The organism is Streptomyces silvisoli (assembly GCF_029269905.1).
GTDB classification, from domain to species: domain Bacteria; phylum Actinomycetota; class Actinomycetes; order Streptomycetales; family Streptomycetaceae; genus Streptantibioticus_A; species Streptantibioticus_A silvisoli_A.
This window is the reverse complement of record NZ_JARJBC010000004.1, coordinates 74463-92590: the sequence shown is the minus strand read 5'-3', so window position 1 is coordinate 92590 and position 18128 is coordinate 74463. Positions and strand designations below refer to the sequence as shown.

The 18128-nt window shown below is 69.4% G+C and carries 19 protein-coding genes and 1 pseudogene; 13 read left to right on the top strand and 7 right to left on the bottom strand.

What is annotated here, in order from left to right; all coding sequences use genetic code 11:
- Nucleotides 1–20: 20 nt before the first annotated feature.
- The 4 genes and pseudogenes from P3G67_RS08420 to P3G67_RS08405 all read left to right on the top strand — a co-directional run.
- Nucleotides 21–1058: an agmatine deiminase family protein gene (locus tag P3G67_RS08420; protein ID WP_276092878.1), complete on the top strand. Its 1038-nt coding sequence runs from the start codon at nucleotides 21–23 to the stop codon at nucleotides 1056–1058.
- A 31-nt stretch (nucleotides 1059–1089) separates the two neighbouring features.
- Nucleotides 1090–1692: a TetR/AcrR family transcriptional regulator gene (locus P3G67_RS08415; protein ID WP_276092877.1), complete on the top strand. Its 603-nt coding sequence runs from the start codon at nucleotides 1090–1092 to the stop codon at nucleotides 1690–1692.
- A gap of 172 nt (nucleotides 1693–1864) precedes the next feature.
- On the top strand, nucleotides 1865–2857 hold the full coding sequence (locus P3G67_RS08410) for a phospholipase D-like domain-containing protein (protein ID WP_276092876.1): 993 nt from the start codon (nucleotides 1865–1867) through the stop codon (nucleotides 2855–2857).
- A gap of 119 nt (nucleotides 2858–2976) precedes the next feature.
- Nucleotides 2977–3069 (top strand): annotated as a pseudogene (locus P3G67_RS08405) (HAD family hydrolase); the annotation flags it as partial.
- Between the two features lie 102 nt (nucleotides 3070–3171).
- On the opposite strand, the gene P3G67_RS08400 reads toward P3G67_RS08405, so the two are convergent.
- Both P3G67_RS08400 and P3G67_RS08395 read right to left on the bottom strand, forming a co-directional pair.
- Complete coding sequence (locus tag P3G67_RS08400; protein ID WP_276092875.1) at nucleotides 3172–3792, bottom strand: 2'-5' RNA ligase family protein; 621 nt, start codon at nucleotides 3790–3792, stop codon at nucleotides 3172–3174.
- Nucleotides 3782–5278: an XRE family transcriptional regulator gene (locus P3G67_RS08395; RefSeq protein WP_276092874.1), complete on the bottom strand. Its 1497-nt coding sequence runs from the start codon at nucleotides 5276–5278 to the stop codon at nucleotides 3782–3784. Before P3G67_RS08395 ends, P3G67_RS08400 begins: the two co-directional genes overlap by 11 nt.
- 238 nt (nucleotides 5279–5516) lie before the next feature.
- Between P3G67_RS08395 and P3G67_RS08390 the strand changes: the two genes are divergently transcribed.
- From P3G67_RS08390 to cimA, 5 genes are all read left to right on the top strand, one after another.
- Nucleotides 5517–5651 carry a hypothetical protein gene (locus P3G67_RS08390; protein WP_276092873.1) on the top strand — a complete coding sequence of 45 codons (135 nt, stop codon included), beginning with the start codon at nucleotides 5517–5519 and terminating at the stop codon, nucleotides 5649–5651.
- A gap of 95 nt (nucleotides 5652–5746) precedes the next feature.
- Nucleotides 5747–6013, top strand: a complete 267-nt coding sequence (locus P3G67_RS08385) for a DUF397 domain-containing protein (RefSeq protein WP_276092872.1) — start codon at nucleotides 5747–5749, stop codon at nucleotides 6011–6013.
- A gap of 72 nt (nucleotides 6014–6085) precedes the next feature.
- Nucleotides 6086–6535 (top strand): hypothetical protein, encoded by a 450-nt coding sequence (locus P3G67_RS08380; RefSeq protein WP_276092871.1) that lies wholly within the window; start codon nucleotides 6086–6088, stop codon nucleotides 6533–6535.
- Nucleotides 6536–6561: 26 nt separating this feature from the next.
- On the top strand, nucleotides 6562–7467 hold the full coding sequence (locus P3G67_RS08375; protein WP_276092870.1) for a JmjC domain-containing protein: 906 nt from the start codon (nucleotides 6562–6564) through the stop codon (nucleotides 7465–7467).
- Between the two features lie 202 nt (nucleotides 7468–7669).
- Nucleotides 7670–9268, top strand: coding sequence for a citramalate synthase (gene cimA, locus P3G67_RS08370; protein ID WP_269853068.1), 1599 nt, complete (start codon nucleotides 7670–7672; stop codon nucleotides 9266–9268).
- A 9-nt stretch (nucleotides 9269–9277) separates the two neighbouring features.
- Here the strand turns inward: cimA and P3G67_RS08365 are convergent, their stop codons facing one another.
- Both P3G67_RS08365 and P3G67_RS08360 read right to left on the bottom strand, forming a co-directional pair.
- Nucleotides 9278–10363 (bottom strand): hydroxyacid dehydrogenase, encoded by a 1086-nt coding sequence (locus P3G67_RS08365; protein ID WP_276092869.1) that lies wholly within the window; start codon nucleotides 10361–10363, stop codon nucleotides 9278–9280.
- Between the two features lie 12 nt (nucleotides 10364–10375).
- On the bottom strand, nucleotides 10376–12151 hold the full coding sequence (locus P3G67_RS08360; protein ID WP_276092868.1) for a glycoside hydrolase family 35 protein: 1776 nt from the start codon (nucleotides 12149–12151) through the stop codon (nucleotides 10376–10378).
- Between the two features lie 242 nt (nucleotides 12152–12393).
- On the opposite strand from P3G67_RS08360, the gene P3G67_RS08355 reads away from it, so the two are divergent.
- From P3G67_RS08355 to P3G67_RS08340, 4 genes are all read left to right on the top strand, one after another.
- Nucleotides 12394–13449: an HpcH/HpaI aldolase/citrate lyase family protein gene (locus P3G67_RS08355; RefSeq protein ID WP_276092867.1), complete on the top strand. Its 1056-nt coding sequence runs from the start codon at nucleotides 12394–12396 to the stop codon at nucleotides 13447–13449.
- A gap of 8 nt (nucleotides 13450–13457) precedes the next feature.
- Entirely contained in the window at nucleotides 13458–14330 is an 873-nt protein-coding gene (locus tag P3G67_RS08350) for an HpcH/HpaI aldolase/citrate lyase family protein (protein WP_269853064.1), read from the top strand.
- Between the two features lie 217 nt (nucleotides 14331–14547).
- Entirely contained in the window at nucleotides 14548–16131 is a 1584-nt protein-coding gene (locus P3G67_RS08345) for an acyl-CoA carboxylase subunit beta (RefSeq protein ID WP_276092866.1), read from the top strand.
- Between the two features lie 10 nt (nucleotides 16132–16141).
- Nucleotides 16142–16375, top strand: a complete 234-nt coding sequence (locus tag P3G67_RS08340; protein ID WP_276092865.1) for an acyl-CoA carboxylase epsilon subunit — start codon at nucleotides 16142–16144, stop codon at nucleotides 16373–16375.
- A gap of 71 nt (nucleotides 16376–16446) precedes the next feature.
- On the opposite strand, the gene P3G67_RS08335 is transcribed toward P3G67_RS08340, so the two are convergent.
- The 3 genes from P3G67_RS08335 to P3G67_RS08325 form a co-directional block, all read right to left on the bottom strand.
- The gene (locus P3G67_RS08335; RefSeq protein ID WP_269859060.1) at nucleotides 16447–17025 is read right to left on the bottom strand and encodes a GTP-binding protein; all 579 of its coding nucleotides are present in this window, start codon (nucleotides 17023–17025) and stop codon (nucleotides 16447–16449) included.
- The gene (locus P3G67_RS08330; RefSeq protein ID WP_269859059.1) at nucleotides 17006–17566 is read right to left on the bottom strand and encodes a DUF742 domain-containing protein; all 561 of its coding nucleotides are present in this window, start codon (nucleotides 17564–17566) and stop codon (nucleotides 17006–17008) included. Before P3G67_RS08330 ends, P3G67_RS08335 begins: the two co-directional genes overlap by 20 nt.
- Nucleotides 17567–17709: 143 nt before the next feature.
- Entirely contained in the window at nucleotides 17710–18123 is a 414-nt protein-coding gene (locus tag P3G67_RS08325; RefSeq protein WP_303654100.1) for a roadblock/LC7 domain-containing protein, read from the bottom strand.
- Nucleotides 18124–18128 lie beyond the last annotated feature (5 nt).

Sequence of the window (18128 nt, the reverse complement as noted above, 5' to 3'; positions counted from 1 at the left end):
TCCCTGAAGGACACCCATCCATGACCGCACTGCCCGCAGCCGACGGCTTCCGCATGCCCCCCGAGTGGGCGCCGCACGCCCTCACCTGGATGGCCTGGCCCTCGTCGTCCATCACCTTCGACGACGCCGAGGACCTCGCCGCGTCACGGGCGGCGTGGGGCGCGGTGGCCAAGGCGGTGGCCCGCTTCGAGCCGGTGACCATGGTGGCCGCGCCGGGCGACGCGCAGGGCGCCCGCGCCGAGCTGGGCGGGTACGGGGTGAAGGTGGTCGAACTGCCGCTCAACGACGCGTGGATGCGGGACATGGGACCCACCTTCCTGGTGGGCGGCGGCCAACTGGCCGCCGCCGACTGGACGTTCAACGGCTGGGGCGGGCAGGAGTGGGCCCGCTGGGACCTGGACGCCGAGGTCGGCGCGCGGGTGGCGGAGCTGGCCGGTGCCCGCCGCTACTCGTCCAAGCTGGTCAACGAGGGCGGCGGCATCCATGTCGACGGCGAGGGCACGGTGCTGCTCACCGAGACCGTGCAACTCGACCCGGGGCGCAACCCCGGCTGGACCCGCGAGGAGGTCGAGGAGGAGCTGCACGCCTTCCTGGGCACGTCCAAGGCGATCTGGCTGCCGCGCGGGCTCACCGCCGACTACGGCAGGTTCGGCACCCGGGGCCATGTCGACATCGTCGCCGCGTTCGCCCGGCCCGGGGTGGTCGTGGTGCACAGCCAGCAGGACCCGGCACACCCCGACCACGAGGTCTCCCGCGAGGTCATCGCGCTGCTGAGCGGCGCCACCGACGCCCGGGGCCGCAGTCTTGAGGTGGTCGAGCTGCCCGCCCCCACCGTCACCGAGGTCGACGGCGAACCGGTCGACTACTCTTACGTCAACCACTACCTGTGCAACGGCGGCGTCGTGCTGTGCGGCTTCGACGATCCGGCGGACGAACGCAACGCGGAGATCTTCGCGCGGCTGTTCCCGCAGCGCGAGGTGGTCCTGGTCGACGCCCGTGAGATCTTCGCCCACGGCGGCGGCATCCACTGCATCACACAGCAGCAGCCCCGGGTGTGATCCACCCGGCGGACCGAACTCGGAGGTCGCGGTGCCCGGACCTGTCCGCCCCAGGCGACGGCTGAAGCAGCCCCGGGAGCAGGTGATGGCCGCCGCGATGACGGCCATCGCCGAGCGCGGCCTCGCCGAGCTGACGATCGCCGGGCTCGGCCGCGAGGTCGGCATGAGCAGCGGGCACGTCATGTACTACTTCGGCAGCAAGGACGAACTGCTGCTGCAGACCCTGGAGTGGAGCGAGGAGCAGCTCGGCGTGGAGCGCCGGGCGGTGCTCTCCAGGCGGGCTCCGGTGCGGGAGCGGCTGGACGCGTTCGTGGACCTCTACCTGCCCGACGGCCCGCGCGATCCGCGCTGGGTGCTGTGGTCCGAGGTGTGGAACCGCTCCCACCCGACCGAGGAGGCGCTGCGCCGCCAACTCGACCTCGAACTGGTCTGGCACCGCGATCTGGTGGCCCTGGTCGCCGAGGGCATCTCGCACGGCGAGTTCCGCACCGTGGACGCGGAACGCTTCGCCATCCGCATGCGCGCGCTGCTCGACGGCTTCGGCACCCATCTGGTGGTGGGCTTGCCGGGAGCGGAACGGGAGCAAGTACTGGGGCATGTGGGGGAGTTCGTGACGGATTCGCTGGGCTGCTGACGCGGCCTCGGGCCGGCTGTAAACGAACCCTGTGAGTCCGGTAAAGCCAGGGCCAAAACTCTACGCGCGTCATTCACATGTCGACGTCCAGCCATACGGTTGTCATGTCCGCGCTGTACGCATGGCGCGGCATCGCCGCGATGCCTCTTCACCCCCCACACTTGGAGGAAGCATGCGCCGTATCCGGTTAGTCCGGCTGGCAACCGCCACCGTCGCCGCCTCCGCGGCCCTCGCCCTGACCGCCCCCACCTCGCACGCCGCCTCCGGCGCGTACTCCCTGATCGTCCAGCCCGACCAGGGCATCCAGCCGATCTACGACCTGATCAACTCGGCCCACAAGAGCATCGACCTGACGATGTACGAACTGGTCGACACCACCGCCCAGAAGGACCTGGTGGCCAAGGAGAAGGCGGGCGTCAAGGTCCGCGTGATCCTGGACAAGCGCCGGAAGTCCACCAACTCCAGCACGTACACGTACCTGAAGAACAACGGCGTCGCAGTGGCCTGGTCGAGCAGCGCGTACTACTTCACGCACGAGAAGACGATGGTCGTCGACGGCACCCAGGCCGTCATCATGAGCGGCAACATGACCTCGAAGTACTACGCGGCCGACCGCAACTACACGGTCACCGACACCGACAGCGCCGACGTCTCCGCGATCGAGAAGGTCTTCAACGCCGACTACGCGACGAAGTCCGTCACCCCCGGCGACGGCGACCACCTGGTGTGGTCCCCGACCGACTCCCAGTCCCAACTCCTCGCACTGATCAACGGCGCGCAGACCAACCTGTACGTGGAGAACCAGGAGATGGGTGACGCCACCGTGGTCAACGCCCTCACCGCGGCGGCCCAGCGCGGCGTCCAGGTCGAGGTCGTGATGAGCAACACCGGCAACACCTACGCCAGCGAGTTCGACACCCTCACCTCGGCGGGCGTGAAGGTCAGCACGTACGCCGCCTCGGCGCCCCTGTACATCCACGCCAAGGCGATCGTCGCCGACCAGGGCACGGCGCAGGAGAAGGTCTTCGTGGGCTCGGAGAACTTCTCCAACACCTCCCTCAACAAGAACCGCGAGCTGGGCATCATCCTCCAGGACACCAAGATCGCCGACGGCGTCCAGAAGGTGATAGCGAAGGACTTCGCGGGCGGCACGATCTGGTCGTGACGGCCTTGCGGTAACGGCTCGTTGACCCCACGGCCGCGCGCCCCCAAGCGGAGCGCGGCCGTCCCCCGTCTACCATGCCGGACATGATCAAAAGCCGTGTTCACATCGGCGAGACGCTCATCGGCATCCAAGCCGAAGACGCCGCTCGTGCGGCGACCGGCCGCGGTGAGCGCCTGGAGGAGAGCGACCTCTACCCCGATGTACGTCCCGCCTACACACAGCCACCATTCGACGTGGCCCCTGGCAACGGCTGATCCGTTGTGAGCGGGACCGCTCGGGCTGCGCGTGTCACGTGTGATATCGGCAAGGCCAGTTCAACCGAGCGGCACATGGGCGAAGGGCTCCCACTCGTACATCCGGCGATCCCGATTCAGTACGATCAGCTCGACCTGCTCGATACGAGCCGTCGCGGTCGGTTCGTTCACCGAGGCGAGTGCCTCGGCGATCGGTGCTGCGGGGCCGACGTCGTTGCTGTAGGCGATCGATACGTGTGGTGTGAACCCGTCGGCGTTCTCCGGAACGTCTTCCCAGACGGCGCCGATGGCCGCACGGACCGCAGATCGTACAGCGGCTGGCCCCTGCCGTGGTTCGGCATCCCACCGGATCGCCTCGGGCGTGATCTGAGGTCGGCTGAGGGTCAGGTCGAAAGCCGGGATATGCGCAAGGCGTACCGTTGCCGCATCGACGATCGCGAGTGCGTCCTCCTCTGAAACCTCGTCAGTGAAGCCGAGGCCTTGCATCGTCAGGTGCAGCCACTGGTCAGGCACCAGGTCGAGGCCTGTGACATCCGCGAGGCACCGACGGTACGCCGCGGCCAGGCGGTGGACGTCGGCGGCGCCTTGAAAAGTGAGGTGCCATGTGTAGAACTTGCGGCCAGGCTTCCAACCGGGCCGCCACCACCAATGGTTCGCCATGTCTCCGTGGTCAGTGCCCATGGCCCTGGATCCAATCAGGCCCCGCCTCCCTTGACGAGAGCGCAACGCGTCGCGGCGCCGACTCGGTAACGAAGCCCTGGATATCCTCCCGCAGGGCGATGGCTGTCGAACTGTCGACCATCGTGGACCTGGCGATCGCTTCGCTCAGTTCCCGCATCCGGGTCGTCACGGGAGTCATGCGGCGTTCCGGTGGCAGTGCGAGGACGGGGCGCAACGCCTCAGCCGCGCCGTCCGGGCACTGCAGCGCGATGTGTGCTATGGCCTCGGAGATATGCATCTGAGCGGTGGTGCCATAGGCGTGGAACGGCTCATTGACAAGGGCTTCGTGGGCCTCGTTGAGGGCCCGCGCTGGATCGCCAGTCCGGAGGTGGACCGCTGACACGTAGTTGGCGCGCCGCAATTCGGGGCAGGAGAACAGGCCACCAATGTCGTCGGTTCCCGTGACACGGTCCCGCGCGGTGTCGGCTTGGTCCAGGGCTTGTTGGGCCTCGGCCCGTGCTCCGATCATGGACCAGGCGTCGGCCTCCTGGCAGGCCAGGAGGACTCCGACGGTTCCGCCGGGGTGGTAGCTGGCGCCGTGGCGGGCGTGGGTGACGGCGTCCTTCAACCTGCCGTCCCAGAAGGCGATTTTCGAGCGGGTTGACAGAGCCCATCCTCGAAGGTCGTTGTGTCCGGCCAGATCGGCGCACAACCACGCCGTACGGCCCTGGGTGTCCGCCTCCCGCAGTTGGCCGAGATCCGAAGACATCCAGGCAAGGAGGCCGCACAGGTACCCGGCCGCCACGTACAGGTCTGCGGACTGGCGCGGATGCTGATGCCCTTCGAGAAGCGCGAACACGCGGTCCCGCAGGACCCGGGTGCGTCGGAACAGGTCCATCGGTTCGTCGGTGAGGTAGTCGGCCGCCAACGCCCCTGCGTCGGCCAGAAGTTGCTCAAGTGCTATGTCGCCAACGTTGGATACTTCCGCCCACTGAGCCCAGGCCGCCGATTCTGCGGCGGCGGACCGTACGAGCTCAATGCCAGTCGGTGGCGCATCCGCCGATGGAGCCTGGCTGGTTTCGGTCTTGCGCGGCTGGGCGACCGGGGCCGTGTGCCGAAGGACGCGCAGGTCGCTGGCGGGGAGCTCGCGGAGGTCGTCCAGGTCGAGGAGGTCTTCGACATCGCACCCGTAGAGCTGGGCGAGGAGTACCAGGACTGCAAGGGTCGGGCGACGCCCGGAAGGCCCGGGCCACTTTTCCCATTTCCCCAGGAGACTCGCATCAGCGGCGACCGCCTCGCCCGGACGTTCCGTGCCGAGTGCGTTGAGTCGATCCGCAGCCTCTTGAAGCGTCCACCCCAGGGAGTGCCGCCACGCCTCGCGGGGCCGCATGCGCCAGCGTGCGCGCATCTCGACGGCGATCTCGGCTGTGCGGCAGCCCGTGGCGGTCATTTCCTGGCGGAGAGCGTCTCGGGAAGCCTTCGAACCGGGTTTGTGCTGAGGGGTCATCACGGCCTCCGTGCACGGGCGGTGTGAACTCACAGTAGCCGACCGGTTTACGCGTAGCGGCCTCATGGCCCGCTGGTTGGAGTGACGATCTGTCCAACCGCCGTCCCTTCCTCAGGCGTTATCCCAGGTCAGCTGGGCCTGCGGAGTCCAGCATTCTTGGACAGCGCTGCCCGTGACGGGCCGCCCGTTGACCAGCCATCGTGGTCACGTCCCCGGACCATGACGAACGAGGCCCCTCATGAGAGTGCAAACACAACCGGCCGCAGCCACCTTGGCGTTCATCTACGACCGCCACTTGACGTTGGACACCACCGCCCTCGAACTCCGGCTGGCAACGTGTGCGCAGTACGCCGATGCTCAGATCACGGCGTGATGCCCACAGATTCCCGTACCGGCCGGACAGCCCTGGTCAGATCGACAGGCCGGGCGGGTGGCAAGTGCGTGACGGCGCGGAGACCGTCTCTTCGCATGGCACAGGTAACCACGGAGGTGTACCCCATGGCGGACCTCTACACGCTGCCCGTGAAGGGCGCGGAATTCACCACGTTCTGCGGCGGCAACCTCGGCGGCGAGCACGAGACGTGTCTTGCTGTCGCCGAGATCCCCGGTGCGACGGACGCTTACATCCTGCATGACGACAAGCCCGAGGGCGTCGGCCGGGAACTTCGGGCCACAGCGGCGGAGTTGGACGCGTTCGCCCGTGGCTGGGCCGCGCTGAGGGGGCTCGCGTTCTAGCCAGCACCACTCGCACCCGTGGGCCGCCCCTGTTCGGCTTGGGGTGGCCCCACCCGCTCAGGAAGGGGCTGCATGAACTGGCAGGGACACTGGCATGGGTACGGGCCGTGGATCGGCAGCAGAGACGCCTACGGCAACGAAGGCATGCGCCGCCCAGGGCGCCTCGCCTCTGATGAGCAGACACGCTCCTTCCTTGCCTCCGACATGCCGCCGATGATGAACGGCCACTGGCTGCTGCGCCGGATTCAGACCGCGGCCGATCGCACCTGGACCAACCCCGAAACTGCGGTGGCGTGGTTGGAGAAGACGTATGCGGAGAACCCGCCGTTCGAGCGGGACGACGGTAGGCGCGCGTACACCGGCCGTGAAACGAAGACGGAATACGCGATGGATGTCCTTCCCCGAGGAGTGGATGTGTCCTGGGTCTACTACCTCAAGTCCGCGAGCCTGGCGTCCTTTTCGGTCGTGTGCTGTCCCAACCACTTCCACCCCGAAATCCCCTGCCCCCTTCCTCCCATGTGATCGACGCGGAGTCAAGGAGACGACCGATGTCGCTGAAGCTGCTCTTACCGAACGAGACGGACGAGGTACTGAAGTCGTGGCCGACTGAACCAGTCGTGCGTCAGCGAGGCACAACGGAACTGGACCGCGATGTGACGCTGTCCCTGATAGACGCGTACATCGACTACGACTGTCTCTGTCCCCAGTACGTGGCAGTGGTCAGGAACGGCCAAGCCGTGCATCCGGGCCGATACACGCGAGGCGGCACGGTGATCCCGGGGAAGCTGCGCACCCTGCTCGACGACGGCTACACGGTGAACCTGCGTGAAATCCAGCGCTCGATTCCCTTCCTGGCCCGGATGACACGGAAGATCCAGCAGGAGACGGGCTACCCGAGCCACGTCAGCGCGATCATCACCCCGCCGGGTCACCAAGGGCTGACACACCACTGGGACCAGTTCACAGGTGTCATCGCACAGATCACAGGCCGCAAACGGTGGCCGTTGTGGCGGCCGGTGGTTGATCAGCCGATGGGGGAGTTCCTGTCGTCGCCTCGGATGTGGACTCCCGACCTTCAGAAAAGACTGGAGACGTCTTCGCCGGACACCGAGTTCGAGTTGGCGCCCGGTGACACGCTGGTGCTGCCCAGGGGATGGATACACAGCCCCTACGCGGTTGGCGGGGAGACCAGCTTCCATCTGACCTTCGCCCTCAAGGAGCGGTCCTGGTTGTGGGTGGCGCAGCAACTCATCGGCTTGGCGGTCGATGACCCCTCGTTCCGGGCCGGGGTGCCACCGGCGGCGTTGGCCGGAGGCCTCGAAGCCGACCTGCTGGGTGCCCGGGGAATGCGGGGGCGGGCGCGGGCGAATCGCCCGCATCCTGAGACGGTCGTCCGCGCGGACGCGTGCGTGTGCCAGACTGCCTTCGTGTCCTTCGCCATGATTATTGGCTAGGCGCGCCGGTCCGCAGTGGCCGTCATCGTGTACACCGTGGTGGCGGCGCCGTGTCCCAGACCCGCGCGCAGACCTCTCGCATCCGCGAGAGGTTTTTTCGTTTCCTGGACCAACCGCACCGGGCAGCGAAGCGCGAGGGATCATTGGGGGCAAGTGGAGTTGGTTGTTCCGCAAACCACACACTCGACAGGAGTGCACCACCATGACGCTGCCCGACGACAGCTTCCATGTGTTCGACACCACGCTGCGTGACGGCGCGCAGCGTGAGGGCATCAACCTCTCCGTCGCCGACAAGCTGGCGATCGCCCGGCACCTGGACGAGTTCGGGGTGGGGTTCATCGAGGGCGGGTGGCCGGGGGCCAATCCGCGGGACACCGAGTTCTTCCAGCGGGCGTCCGAGGAGATCGACTTCCGGCACGCGCAACTCGTCGCCTTCGGCGCCACCCGCAGGGCCGGGGTACGGGCCGACGGGGACCCGCAGGTCGCCGCGCTGCTGGAGTCGGGGGCACCGGTGATCACCCTCGTCGCCAAGTCGCACGACCGGCACGTCGAGCTGGCGCTGCGCACCACGCTGGAGGAGAACCTCGCGATGGTGCGGGAGACGGTGAGCTATCTGCGGGAGCAGGGGCGGCGGGTCTTCGTGGACTGCGAGCACTTCTTCGACGGCTACCGGGCCAACCCGGAGTACGCCAAGTCGGTGGTGCGCACCGCGCACGAGGCAGGGGCGGACGTCGTCGTGCTGTGCGACACCAACGGCGGCATGCTGCCCGCCCAGGTCGCCGCCGTGGTCCGCACCGTGCTCGCCGACACCGGCGCCCGGCTGGGCATCCACGCCCAGGACGACACCGGCTGCGCGGTCGCCAACACCCTCGCCGCGGTCGACGCGGGCGCCACCCACGTGCAGTGCACCGCTAACGGCTACGGCGAGCGGGTCGGCAACTCCAACCTCTTCCCGGTGGTCGCCGCGTTGGAGCTGAAGTACGGCAGGCGGGTGCTGCCCGAGGGCGCGCTCGCCGAGATGACCCGGATCTCGCACGCCATCGCCGAGGTCGTCAACCTCACCCCGGCCACCCATCAGCCGTACGTGGGAGTCTCCGCCTTCGCGCACAAGGCCGGGCTGCACGCCTCCGCGATCAAGGTCGACCCGGACCTGTACCAGCACATCGACCCCGAACTGGTCGGCAACACCATGCGGATGCTCGTCTCCGACATGGCCGGCCGCGCCTCCATCGAGCTGAAGGGCAAGGAGCTGGGCTACGACCTCACCGGCGACCGCGAACTGGCCGGACGGGTCGTGGAGCGGGTCAAGGAGCGCGAACTGGCCGGGTACACCTACGAGGCCGCCGACGCGTCCTTCGAACTGCTGCTGCGCGACGAGGTGCGCGGTGAGGCCACCCGCTTCTTCCGGGTGGAGTCCTGGCGCGCCATCGTGGAGCAGCGGCCGGACGGCGTCCAGGTCAACGAGGCGACGGTGAAGCTGTGGGCGAAGGGCGAGCGGATCGTCGCCACCGGCGAGGGCAACGGCCCGGTGGACGCGCTGGACCGCGCGCTGCGCGCCGGACTCGAAGGCGTCTATCCGGCGCTGGCGCACATGGAGTTGGTCGACTACAAGGTCCGCATCCTGGAGGGACGGCACGGCACGGAGTCCACCACCCGGGTGCTGGTCTCCACCAGCGACGGGCGCGGAGAGTGGTCCACGGTCGGCGTCGGCGAGAACGTGATCGCCGCGTCCTGGCAGGCGCTGGACGACGCCTACACCTACGGCCTGATCCGCGCGGGGGCCGAGCCGCAGGAGTGCTGAGCCGGTGGCTCACGCCGAGTGGGTCAGTATCCCCCGGGTGACCGGCTGGGCGTACGGCAGTCCGGCGGCGTAGCGCTCCAGCTCGTCGATCGCGGCATGCGCCAACCGGCCGAGCTCGTTGCCGAGCGACCCGGCGACATGCGGGGTGAGCAGCACGTTCGGCAGCTCGTACAGCGGTGAGCCGGCGGGCGGCACTTCCGGCTCGGTGTGGTCGAGCACCGCGTACAGCCTGCCCCGCACCAGTTCCTCGGTGAGCGCCTCGGTGTCCACCAGCCAGCCCCGGGCGGTGTTGATCAAGGTCGCGCCGTCCGGCAGCAGCGCCAGCCGGGCGCGGTCGAACAGATGCCGGGTGTGCGGCAGCGCGGGCGCGTGCAGCGTGACGATGTCGCTGCGGCGGGCCAGTTCGTCCAACTCCACCGGCTCCGCGCCGAGTCGGCGTGCCGCCTCCCCGGGCAGGTACGGGTCGTACACCAGTACCCGCAGGTCGAACGGGCGCAGCAGCTCGATCACCCGGCGGCCGACCCGCGAAGCGCCGACCACGCCCACGGTACGGCGGTAGTTGCCCAGGTCCGCGCGCCCGACGAGCCCGTCCGGCGGGGTGCGCCCGGCGCGGTAGGCCCGGGCGAACTCCAGGATCCGCTTGCCGGAGAAGAGGATCGCGGCGACGGTGTACTCGGCGACCGGCAGCGCGTTGGCCGCCGCCGCGCAGGAGACGGTGAGCCCGCGCTCCCAGCACGCCTCGGTGATGTGCTCCCTGACCGAACCTGCCGCGTGCACCACGGTGCGCAGCCGGGGCATCAGGGCCAGTGCCCGCGCGGTGAGCGGCGGGCAGCCCCAGCAGGTGAACAGCACCTCCGCGGTGGCCAGTCGGGCGGTGTGCCCGGGACCGGTGAAGTCGGCGGGGGAGCTGATCAGCAGCTCGGGGTCCACGTGGGCGACGCGGCGCAGCCGCCGCAGCGCCGCGTGGTCCAGCAGTGCCTCGCGCACCGCCCGGCTTATGGCGAGGACGGCGTGCGGACGTCGCGGGCTCCCCGCCGTACCTTCCGGCGGAAGGTGCGGCTTCCTCGGTGGACTGTCCTGCGTGCGGTGCGGCATCCGCGCGGCTCCTCAGTCGAGGTCGGGTTCGTCGCGGATCTCCACGAACCGGTCCCGCAGGCCGTCGAGTTCGAGCACCACGATCTCGTTGCGGCCCGGGCGCAGCAGCGGCCACGGCAGGTACAGGGTGCGCTGCGGGCCCCGCTCCCAGTACCGGCCGAGACAGAAGCCGTTGACCCACACGTAGCCCTTGGCGCCGCCGGGCACGGCCAGATAGGCGTCGCCGGGCTCGGTGACCTCCAGACCGGCGCGGTAGAAGACCGGCCCCGGCCGCTGGCCCGTCGTACCGGCCGCCGAGGCGCCCCACGGCAGGTCGGGCAGCGGCCCGCCCAGCGGTACGGTGCGCACCGTCCACCCGTGCACGTACTGCTGGCCGTGCCGTACCGCGGCCAGCCCCTTGCGGTCGCCCAGCCGCGGCCCGTAGTCGACCCGGCCCATCGACTCCACCAGCAGTTCCAGCCGGGTGCCCGAGGAGCCGACGGAGATCTGCGGAAGGTCGTCCTCCTCGTCCCGCTCCAGCACCGCGAGCGGCTGGCCGTCCAGATAGACGTGCGCCCGGTCCGCCAGGCCCTCCAGCACCAGCGGGTACTCGGTGCGCGGCCCCGGCACATGCGCCTCGTAGTGCGCCAGCCCGTGAGCCAGCCCCAGGTCCTCGAACGACGGTGGTACGGGGGAGTGCACGGCCGGGGTGGCGATGGCGTCCAGCAGGTCGAACAGCCTTACCGCGTCGGTCAGTTCGACCCGGCTCGGCGGCAGCAGCGCGGGGAGTTGCTCGGGCTCCGGCGGGGCGGCCTCGGCGAACCCGGTGAGCACCTCGCGGAACGCCCAGAACTTGGGCGTCGGCGCTCCGCGTTCGTCGATCGGGGCGTCGTAGTCATAGGAGGTCACCATCGGCTGGTACGGGCCGTCGTGTGCCGGACCGCCGCGGTTGGCCCCGGCCCAGGTGCCGAAGCTGGTGCCGCCGTGCGCCATGTAGATGTTGACCGAGGCCCCCAGGTCCAGGATCCGGCGCAGGGTGTCGGCGGCGTCCCGCGGGTCGCGCAGCGCGCGCTTCTCGCCCCAGTGGTCGAACCAGCCGCACCAGAACTCCATGCACATCGGCGGATCGTCCGGCCGGAGCCGGGCCAGCTCCGCGAAGGCGTCCTCCGGGTGGCTGCCGAAGTTGACGGTGGCGACGGCACCGGTCAGCGAGCCACCGGTGAGCGGGGCGTCCTCGGGGCCGTCGGAGGTGAACAGCGGTACGTCCACGCCGCGTTCGCGCATCATCGTGCGCAGCCGCTCCAGGTACGCGGTGTCGCTGCCGTACGACCCGTACTCGTTCTCCACCTGCATCATCAGCACATTGCCGCCCCGGGTGGTCTGGTGGGCGGCCAGCCGCGGCAGCAGCTCGTCGTACCAGCGCCGCACGTGCGCCAGATAGGCGGCGTCCGACACCCGCAGCCGCACCTCGCGGTCGGCCAGCAGCCACCAGGGCAGCCCGCCGTTCTCCCACTCGGCGCAGATGTACGGGCTGGGCCGGACGATCGCGTACAGCCCCGCCTCGGCCGAGGCGGTCAAGAACGCCTCGACGTCGGCGATCCCGGTGAAGTCGAAGCGGCCGGGCCGCGGCTCGTGCAGGTTCCACGGGACGTACGTCTCCACGCAGTTGAGCCCCAGGGCGCGCACCATCCGCAGCCGGTGCGGCCACTGCTCGGGCAGCACCCGGAAGTAGTGCAGCGCGCCGGAGAGCACGCGCAGCGGGCGGCCGTCGAGTTCGAAGCCGGACGGGACGATGCGGAAGGACGACACGGGCGCTCCAGCGTCGGTCGGGTGCGGTGGCACGTGCTGTGCATCGCACTCTATGGCGGCGGCCGCCACCGGATCAGGCATCGGCGCACTCCGCCGGGCGTGGCGGGATGGTCCCGCGCGGTGACCAACAGCACACGTACTGACCAGTAACGTAACCGGGCCGCCACCCCTAGAGTGAACGCCGGATGGTGCCGCCGGGACGGGCGGCGACCCGCACCCCTCGATCCGACCAGGGAGACTCGATGCGCTCTCCGAAGGACTTCTTCCGCCCACTGGCCGTCGGGGCCCCCGCCCCGGTACGGGAAGTGCCGTTCCGGCCGTCCCGGATGATCCACTTCTTCGACCCCGGCAACGAGAAGATGGCGGCGAAGGTCCCCGCCATCGCGCCCACCGTCGACGTACTGCTCGGCAACCTGGAGGACGCGGTCGCGGCGGACCGCAAGGAGGCGGCGCGAAGCGGTCTGGTCAGCATCGCCAGGACCACCGACTTCGGGGACACCCAGCTGTGGACCCGGGTCAACAGCCTTGACTCGCCGTGGGTGTTGGACGACCTGGTCACCCTGGTCACCGAGATCGGCGACAAGCTCGACGTGATCATGGTGCCGAAGGTCGAGGGCGCCGAGGACATCCACTACGTCGACCGGCTGCTCGCCCAGCTGGAGGCCAAGGCGGGCGTCCAGCGGCCGATCCTGGTGCACGCCATCCTGGAGACCGCCACCGGCGTGGCCAACGTCGAGGAGATCGCCGGAGCCAGCCCGCGGATGCAGGGCATCTCGCTCGGCCCGGCCGACCTGGCGGCCAGCCGCCGGATGAAGACCACCCGGGTCGGCGGCGGCCACCCCGGCTACCTGGTGCGCGAGGACCCCCGGGGCGAGGACCAGCCGCGCGCCACCTACCAGCAGGACCTGTGGCACTACACCATCGCCCGCATGGTCGACGCCTGCGCCGCGCACGGGATCCTGCCGTACTACGGGCCGTTCGGCGACATCCGGGACACCGTCGCCTGCGAGGACCAGTTCCGCAACGCCTTCCTGCTCGGCTGCGTCGGGGCGTGGAGCCTGCACCCGGTGCAGATCGACATCGCCAAGAAGGTGTTCTCGCCCGCGCCCGCCGACGTCGCCTGGGCCCGCAAGGTGATCGCGGCGATGGGCGACGGTACCGGCGCGGTGATGATCGACGGCAAGATGCAGGACGACGCCACCTACAAGCAGTGCCAGGTGGTGGCACGACTGGCGGACGAGCTCGCCGCCCGCGACCCCGAGCTGGCGGACGCCTACGCGGCTGCCGAGAAGGAGTGACCCGCACCATGTCCAACGCGAGCCCCCGACCGCGCCGTTCGGTGCTCTACATGCCCGGTGCCAACGAACGCGCCCTGGAGAAGGCCAAGTCCCTCCCGGCCGACGCCCTCATCCTCGACCTGGAGGACGCGGTCGCCCCCGACGCCAAGGCCGACGCCCGCAAGCGGGTCGCCGCCGCGGCGGCCTCCGGAGAGTACGGCCACCGCGAGGTGACCATCCGGGTCAACGGCCCCGGCACCGCCTGGCACGCCGACGACCTGCGGGCCGCCGCCGAGGCCGGCCCGGACGCCGTGGTCGTCCCCAAGGTCGACTCCGCCGAGACGGTGCGCGAGGTCGAGCGTGCCCTGGAGGCCGCGGGCGCCCCGGACCGCACCGCGATCTGGGCGATGGTCGAGACCCCGCGGGCGATGCTGGACGCCCGAGCGGTGGCCGCCGCCAGCGAACGGCTCACCGTACTGGTGATGGGCACCAACGACCTGGCCAAGGAACTGCACGCGGAACACGTCCCGGGCCGCGCCCCGCTGCTCACCGGTCTGTCGCTGGCACTACTGGCGGCCAGGGAGACCGGCAAGGTGATCCTGGACGGTGTCTACAACGACGTGAAGGACCTCGAAGGCTTCGAGGCCGAGTGCGTCCAGGGACGGCAGTTCGGGTTCGACGGCAAGACGCTGATCCACCCGGCGCAGGTCGAGCCGTGCAACCGGATCTTCGCGCCCTCGCCGGAGCAGGTCGAACGGTCCCGGCGGATCATCGAGGCGTTCGAGGAGGCGGCCCGGGAGGGCCGCGGTGTGGTCACCGTGGACGGCAGGATGATCGAGAACCTGCACGTCGAGGAGGCCCGCCGGATCCTGGCGCTGGCCGCCGCGGTCGCCGGTCGCTGAACCCCACAACCCCAGAACCGACCCCAGTCTTCGCCGCCGGCCAGCCACCCCGGCCGGTCGGCCCGGCTGGTGCGAATGGTACAAACGACAGGGCCCCGTCCGCTTGGCACGGGGCCCTTTCGTCACCCCCTTCTGTGGAGTTCCTCCATGAAGTCGCTTCTGACAGTGTGAGAAGTCAACGCCAGGAAAACGGGGGTCGCGCTCGTAAGGTCGATACATGACCGTTGTGGACGAGGTGCCAGCCGACGCGAGCGATGCCCGCGGGCGTGTGGCGGAGCTGCATGCGATTCGTGAGCAGGTGCGGCGGGGGCCGAGTGAGCGGGCGACCGAGGCGCAGCATGCCAAGGGCAAGTTGACCGCGCGTGAGCGGATCGAGCTGTTGCTGGATGAGGGGTCGTTCCACGAGGTGGAGCCGTTGCGGCGGCATCGTGCTTCGGGGTTCGGCCTGGAGGCGAAGCGGCCGTACACCGATGGTGTGATCACCGGGTGGGGGACCGTGCATGGGCGCACGGTGTTCGTGTACGCGCATGATTTCCGGATCTTCGGTGGTGCGCTGGGTGAGGCGCACGCGCAGAAGATTCACAAGATCATGGACAAGGCGATCGCGGCGGGTGCGCCGTTGGTGTCGTTGAACGACGGTGCGGGTGCCCGGATCCAGGAGGGTGTCTCGGCGCTGGCCGGGTATGGCGGGATCTTCCAGCGCAACACGAGGGCGTCGGGTGTGATTCCGCAGATCTCGGTGATGCTGGGTCCGTGTGCGGGTGGTGCCGCTTACAGTCCGGCGTTGACGGACTTCGTGTTCATGGTGCGGGAGACCTCGCAGATGTTCATCACCGGCCCGGATGTGGTGCAGGCGGTGACGGGTGAGAAGGTCTCGCAGAACGGTCTGGGTGGTGCGGATGTGCACGCCGAGACCTCCGGGGTGGCGCACTTCGCCTACGACGACGAGCAGAGCTGCCTGGAAGAGGTCCGCTACCTGCTCTCCCTGCTGCCGCAGAACAACCGCGAGAACCCGCCGGTGCTGCCCACCACCGACCCGGCCGACCGGCGCGGAGACGCGCTGCTCGACCTGGTGCCCGCGGACGGCAACCGCGCGTACGACATGCGCAAGGTGATCGAGGAGATCGTCGACGACGGTGACTTCCTGGAGGTGCACGAGCGCTGGGCCACCAACATCATCTGCGCGCTGTCCCGGCTGGACGGCCAGGTCGTCGGCATCATCGCGAACCAGCCCCAGGCGCTGGCCGGTGTGCTGGACATCGAGGCGTCGGAGAAGGCCGCGCGCTTCGTGCAGATGTGTGATGCGTTCAACATTCCGTTGGTCACGCTGCTGGATGTGCCGGGCTTCCTGCCGGGTGTGGACCAGGAGCACGGCGGGATCATCCGGCATGGCGCGAAGTTGCTGTACGCGTACTGCAACGCCACGGTGCCGCGGATCTCGTTGATCCTGCGCAAGGCGTACGGCGGTGCGTACATCGTGATGGACTCGCAGTCCATCGGTGCTGACCTGACGTACGCGTGGCCGACGAACGAGATCGCGGTGATGGGTGCCGAGGGCGCGGCGAACGTGATCTTCCGTCGGCAGATCGCCGAGGCCGACGATCCGGACGAGATGCGGGCCGCGATGGTCAAGGAGTACAAGTCGGAGCTGATGCACCCGTACTACGCGGCCGAGCGCGGTCTGGTCGACGACGTGATCGACCCGGCCGAGACCCGCGAGGTGCTCATCCGCTCCCTGGCGATGCTGCGCACCAAGCACGCAGACCTCCCCTCCCGCAAGCACGGCAACCCACCGCAGTAACCCTGCAGTTATGGAGAACCCTGTGAGCACTCCCGCAGACGCCGCTGCCGAGACCGTAGTGACCGTGCGGCGCGGGCACGCCGAGCCCGAGGAACTCGCGGCCATCACCGCCGTCCTCCTGGCCCGCGCCGCCGCCAACGCCCGCCCGGCAGCCACCGACAACGTACGAACCATGGCCCACTGGCGCCGCCTTGAGCGCGCCCAGGGCTTCTACGCACCGCACAGCTGGCAGGCGGTCGCCTAGGCCGCGAACGCGCCGACGCAGACGACGCAGGCCCCCGCACCCGAAGGTGCGGGGGCCTGCGTCGTGATCCGCTACCGCAGCCGCGCCATCAGGGCGTGCTCGACCAGCGTGATCAGCGTGCTCTTGGCCTCGCCGCGCATCCGCGCGTCGGTGGTCATGATGGGCGTCTCGGGCCCGATCTGCAGCGCCTCGCGGACCTCTTCGGGGCCGTACGGCTGGTGGCCGTCGAAACCATTCAGCGCGATGACGAACGGCAGGCCCGAGTTCTCGAAGTAGTCGACCGCCGGGAAGCAGTCCGCCAGCCGGCGGGTGTCGACCAGCACCACTGCGCCGATCGCGCCGCGCACCAGGTCGTCCCACATGAACCAGAAGCGGTCCTGGCCCGGGGTGCCGAACAGGTAGAGGATCAGGTCCTCGTCCAGCGTGATGCGGCCGAAGTCCATCGCCACGGTCGTGGTGGTCTTGTCCGGCGCGTGGGTCAGATCGTCGATCCCCGCGGAGGCGGAGGTCATCACGGCTTCGGTGCGCAGCGGGTTGATCTCCGATACGGCACCGACGAACGTGGTCTTGCCCACGCCGAAGCCGCCCGCCACCACGATCTTCGCGGAGGTGGTGGAGCGGGCTGCACCGCTAGAGCTTGCGAAGTCCACTGAGCACCCTTTCGAGCAGTGTCACATCTGGCTGGCCACCGGCGGCTTCGTCGCCACCGGGCTGGTGGATGGCGACGAGTCCGGCCTCCGCCAGGTCGGCGACGAGGATTCGGGCGACGCCGAGGGGGATGGAGAGAAGTGCCGAGACCTCTGCCACCGACTTGATCTCGCGGCACAGGTGGCAGATCCGCTGGTGTTCCGGGAGTTGACCGCGCAACCGCTCCGGATCGGCGGTCGTGGAGACCAGCGCCTCGATCGCCAGTTGGTAGCGCGGCCGGGTCCGCCCACCCGTCATGGCGTACGGCCGCACCAGCGGCTGCTGGTCGGAGCCGAGCGGCGTACGGCCCCGTACGCCGCCGCGCGAACGCGGCGGCGGCCCCTGTGGGGGCATGTGCGGCTGGATCCGCGGCCCGGGCGGCTGCGGATCGTGCCGTTCCTGCTCCTGCGACGGCTGCAGCTGCGGGCTGGGCGCCGAGGGGAAGTTGAATCGCTTCAGCTGCTGCTGTTGCGGATCGCCATATCCGCCTGGGGGCGTTGCCACGGTTCCTCCTCCAGCTGGGCGGGGTGCCGTTCACCGTCTCCGCCGCAGGGTTGCCGATGCGTTAACGCACCTTACGGTCCGGTGACGCATCGGCGCACGCCTGTCCGGTAGTTGGGGGCCAGAAGGCCGCAGAGCCCGACAGGCTAGCCCAGCAGGCTGCCCTGCAGCTCGGCTCGCAGATCAGGGGTCAGAACGTTGCCCGCGCGATCCACGAGCAGCGCCATCTCGTACCCCACCAGGCCGATGTCGCACTCCGGGTGGGCCAGGACGGCCAGCGAGGAACCGTCGGAAACGGACATGATGAACATGAAGCCGCGTTCCATCTCGACGACCGTCTGGTTGACGCTGCCGCCCTCGAAGATACGCGACGCGCCCGCCGTCAGCGAGGTCAACCCGGAAGCTACGGCGGCGAGTTGGTCGGCCCGGTCCCGGGGGAAGCCCTCGGACATCGCGAGCAGCAGACCATCGGCGGAGACCACCACCGTATGGGAGACACCCGGGGTGTTTTCCACGAAGTTGGTGATCAACCAGTTCAGGTTCTGTGCCGCCTGGCTCATCGGAC

Excerpts from the sequence above, each read along its gene's own strand:
- P3G67_RS08375 (WP_276092870.1), top strand. The coding sequence starts at position 6,562 with ATGTCGCTGAAGCTGCTCTTACCGAACGAGACGGACGAGGTACTGAAG.
- cimA (WP_269853068.1), top strand. The coding sequence starts at position 7,670 with ATGACGCTGCCCGACGACAGCTTCCATGTGTTCGACACCACGCTGCGT.
- P3G67_RS08400 (WP_276092875.1), bottom strand. The coding sequence starts at position 3,792 with ATGGGCACTGACCACGGAGACATGGCGAACCATTGGTGGTGGCGGCCC.
- P3G67_RS08365 (WP_276092869.1), bottom strand. The coding sequence starts at position 10,363 with ATGCCGCACCGCACGCAGGACAGTCCACCGAGGAAGCCGCACCTTCCG.
- P3G67_RS08410 (WP_276092876.1), top strand. The coding sequence starts at position 1,865 with ATGCGCCGTATCCGGTTAGTCCGGCTGGCAACCGCCACCGTCGCCGCC.
- P3G67_RS08345 (WP_276092866.1), top strand. The coding sequence starts at position 14,548 with ATGACCGTTGTGGACGAGGTGCCAGCCGACGCGAGCGATGCCCGCGGG.
- P3G67_RS08380 (WP_276092871.1), top strand. The coding sequence starts at position 6,086 with ATGAACTGGCAGGGACACTGGCATGGGTACGGGCCGTGGATCGGCAGC.
- P3G67_RS08420 (WP_276092878.1), top strand. The coding sequence starts at position 21 with ATGACCGCACTGCCCGCAGCCGACGGCTTCCGCATGCCCCCCGAGTGG.
- P3G67_RS08355 (WP_276092867.1), top strand. The coding sequence starts at position 12,394 with ATGCGCTCTCCGAAGGACTTCTTCCGCCCACTGGCCGTCGGGGCCCCC.
- P3G67_RS08395 (WP_276092874.1), bottom strand. The coding sequence starts at position 5,278 with ATGACCCCTCAGCACAAACCCGGTTCGAAGGCTTCCCGAGACGCTCTC.
- P3G67_RS08350 (WP_269853064.1), top strand. The coding sequence starts at position 13,458 with ATGTCCAACGCGAGCCCCCGACCGCGCCGTTCGGTGCTCTACATGCCC.
- P3G67_RS08325 (WP_303654100.1), bottom strand. The coding sequence starts at position 18,123 with ATGAGCCAGGCGGCACAGAACCTGAACTGGTTGATCACCAACTTCGTG.
- P3G67_RS08385 (WP_276092872.1), top strand. The coding sequence starts at position 5,747 with ATGGCACAGGTAACCACGGAGGTGTACCCCATGGCGGACCTCTACACG.
- P3G67_RS08340 (WP_276092865.1), top strand. The coding sequence starts at position 16,142 with ATGGAGAACCCTGTGAGCACTCCCGCAGACGCCGCTGCCGAGACCGTA.
- P3G67_RS08390 (WP_276092873.1), top strand. The coding sequence starts at position 5,517 with ATGAGAGTGCAAACACAACCGGCCGCAGCCACCTTGGCGTTCATCTAC.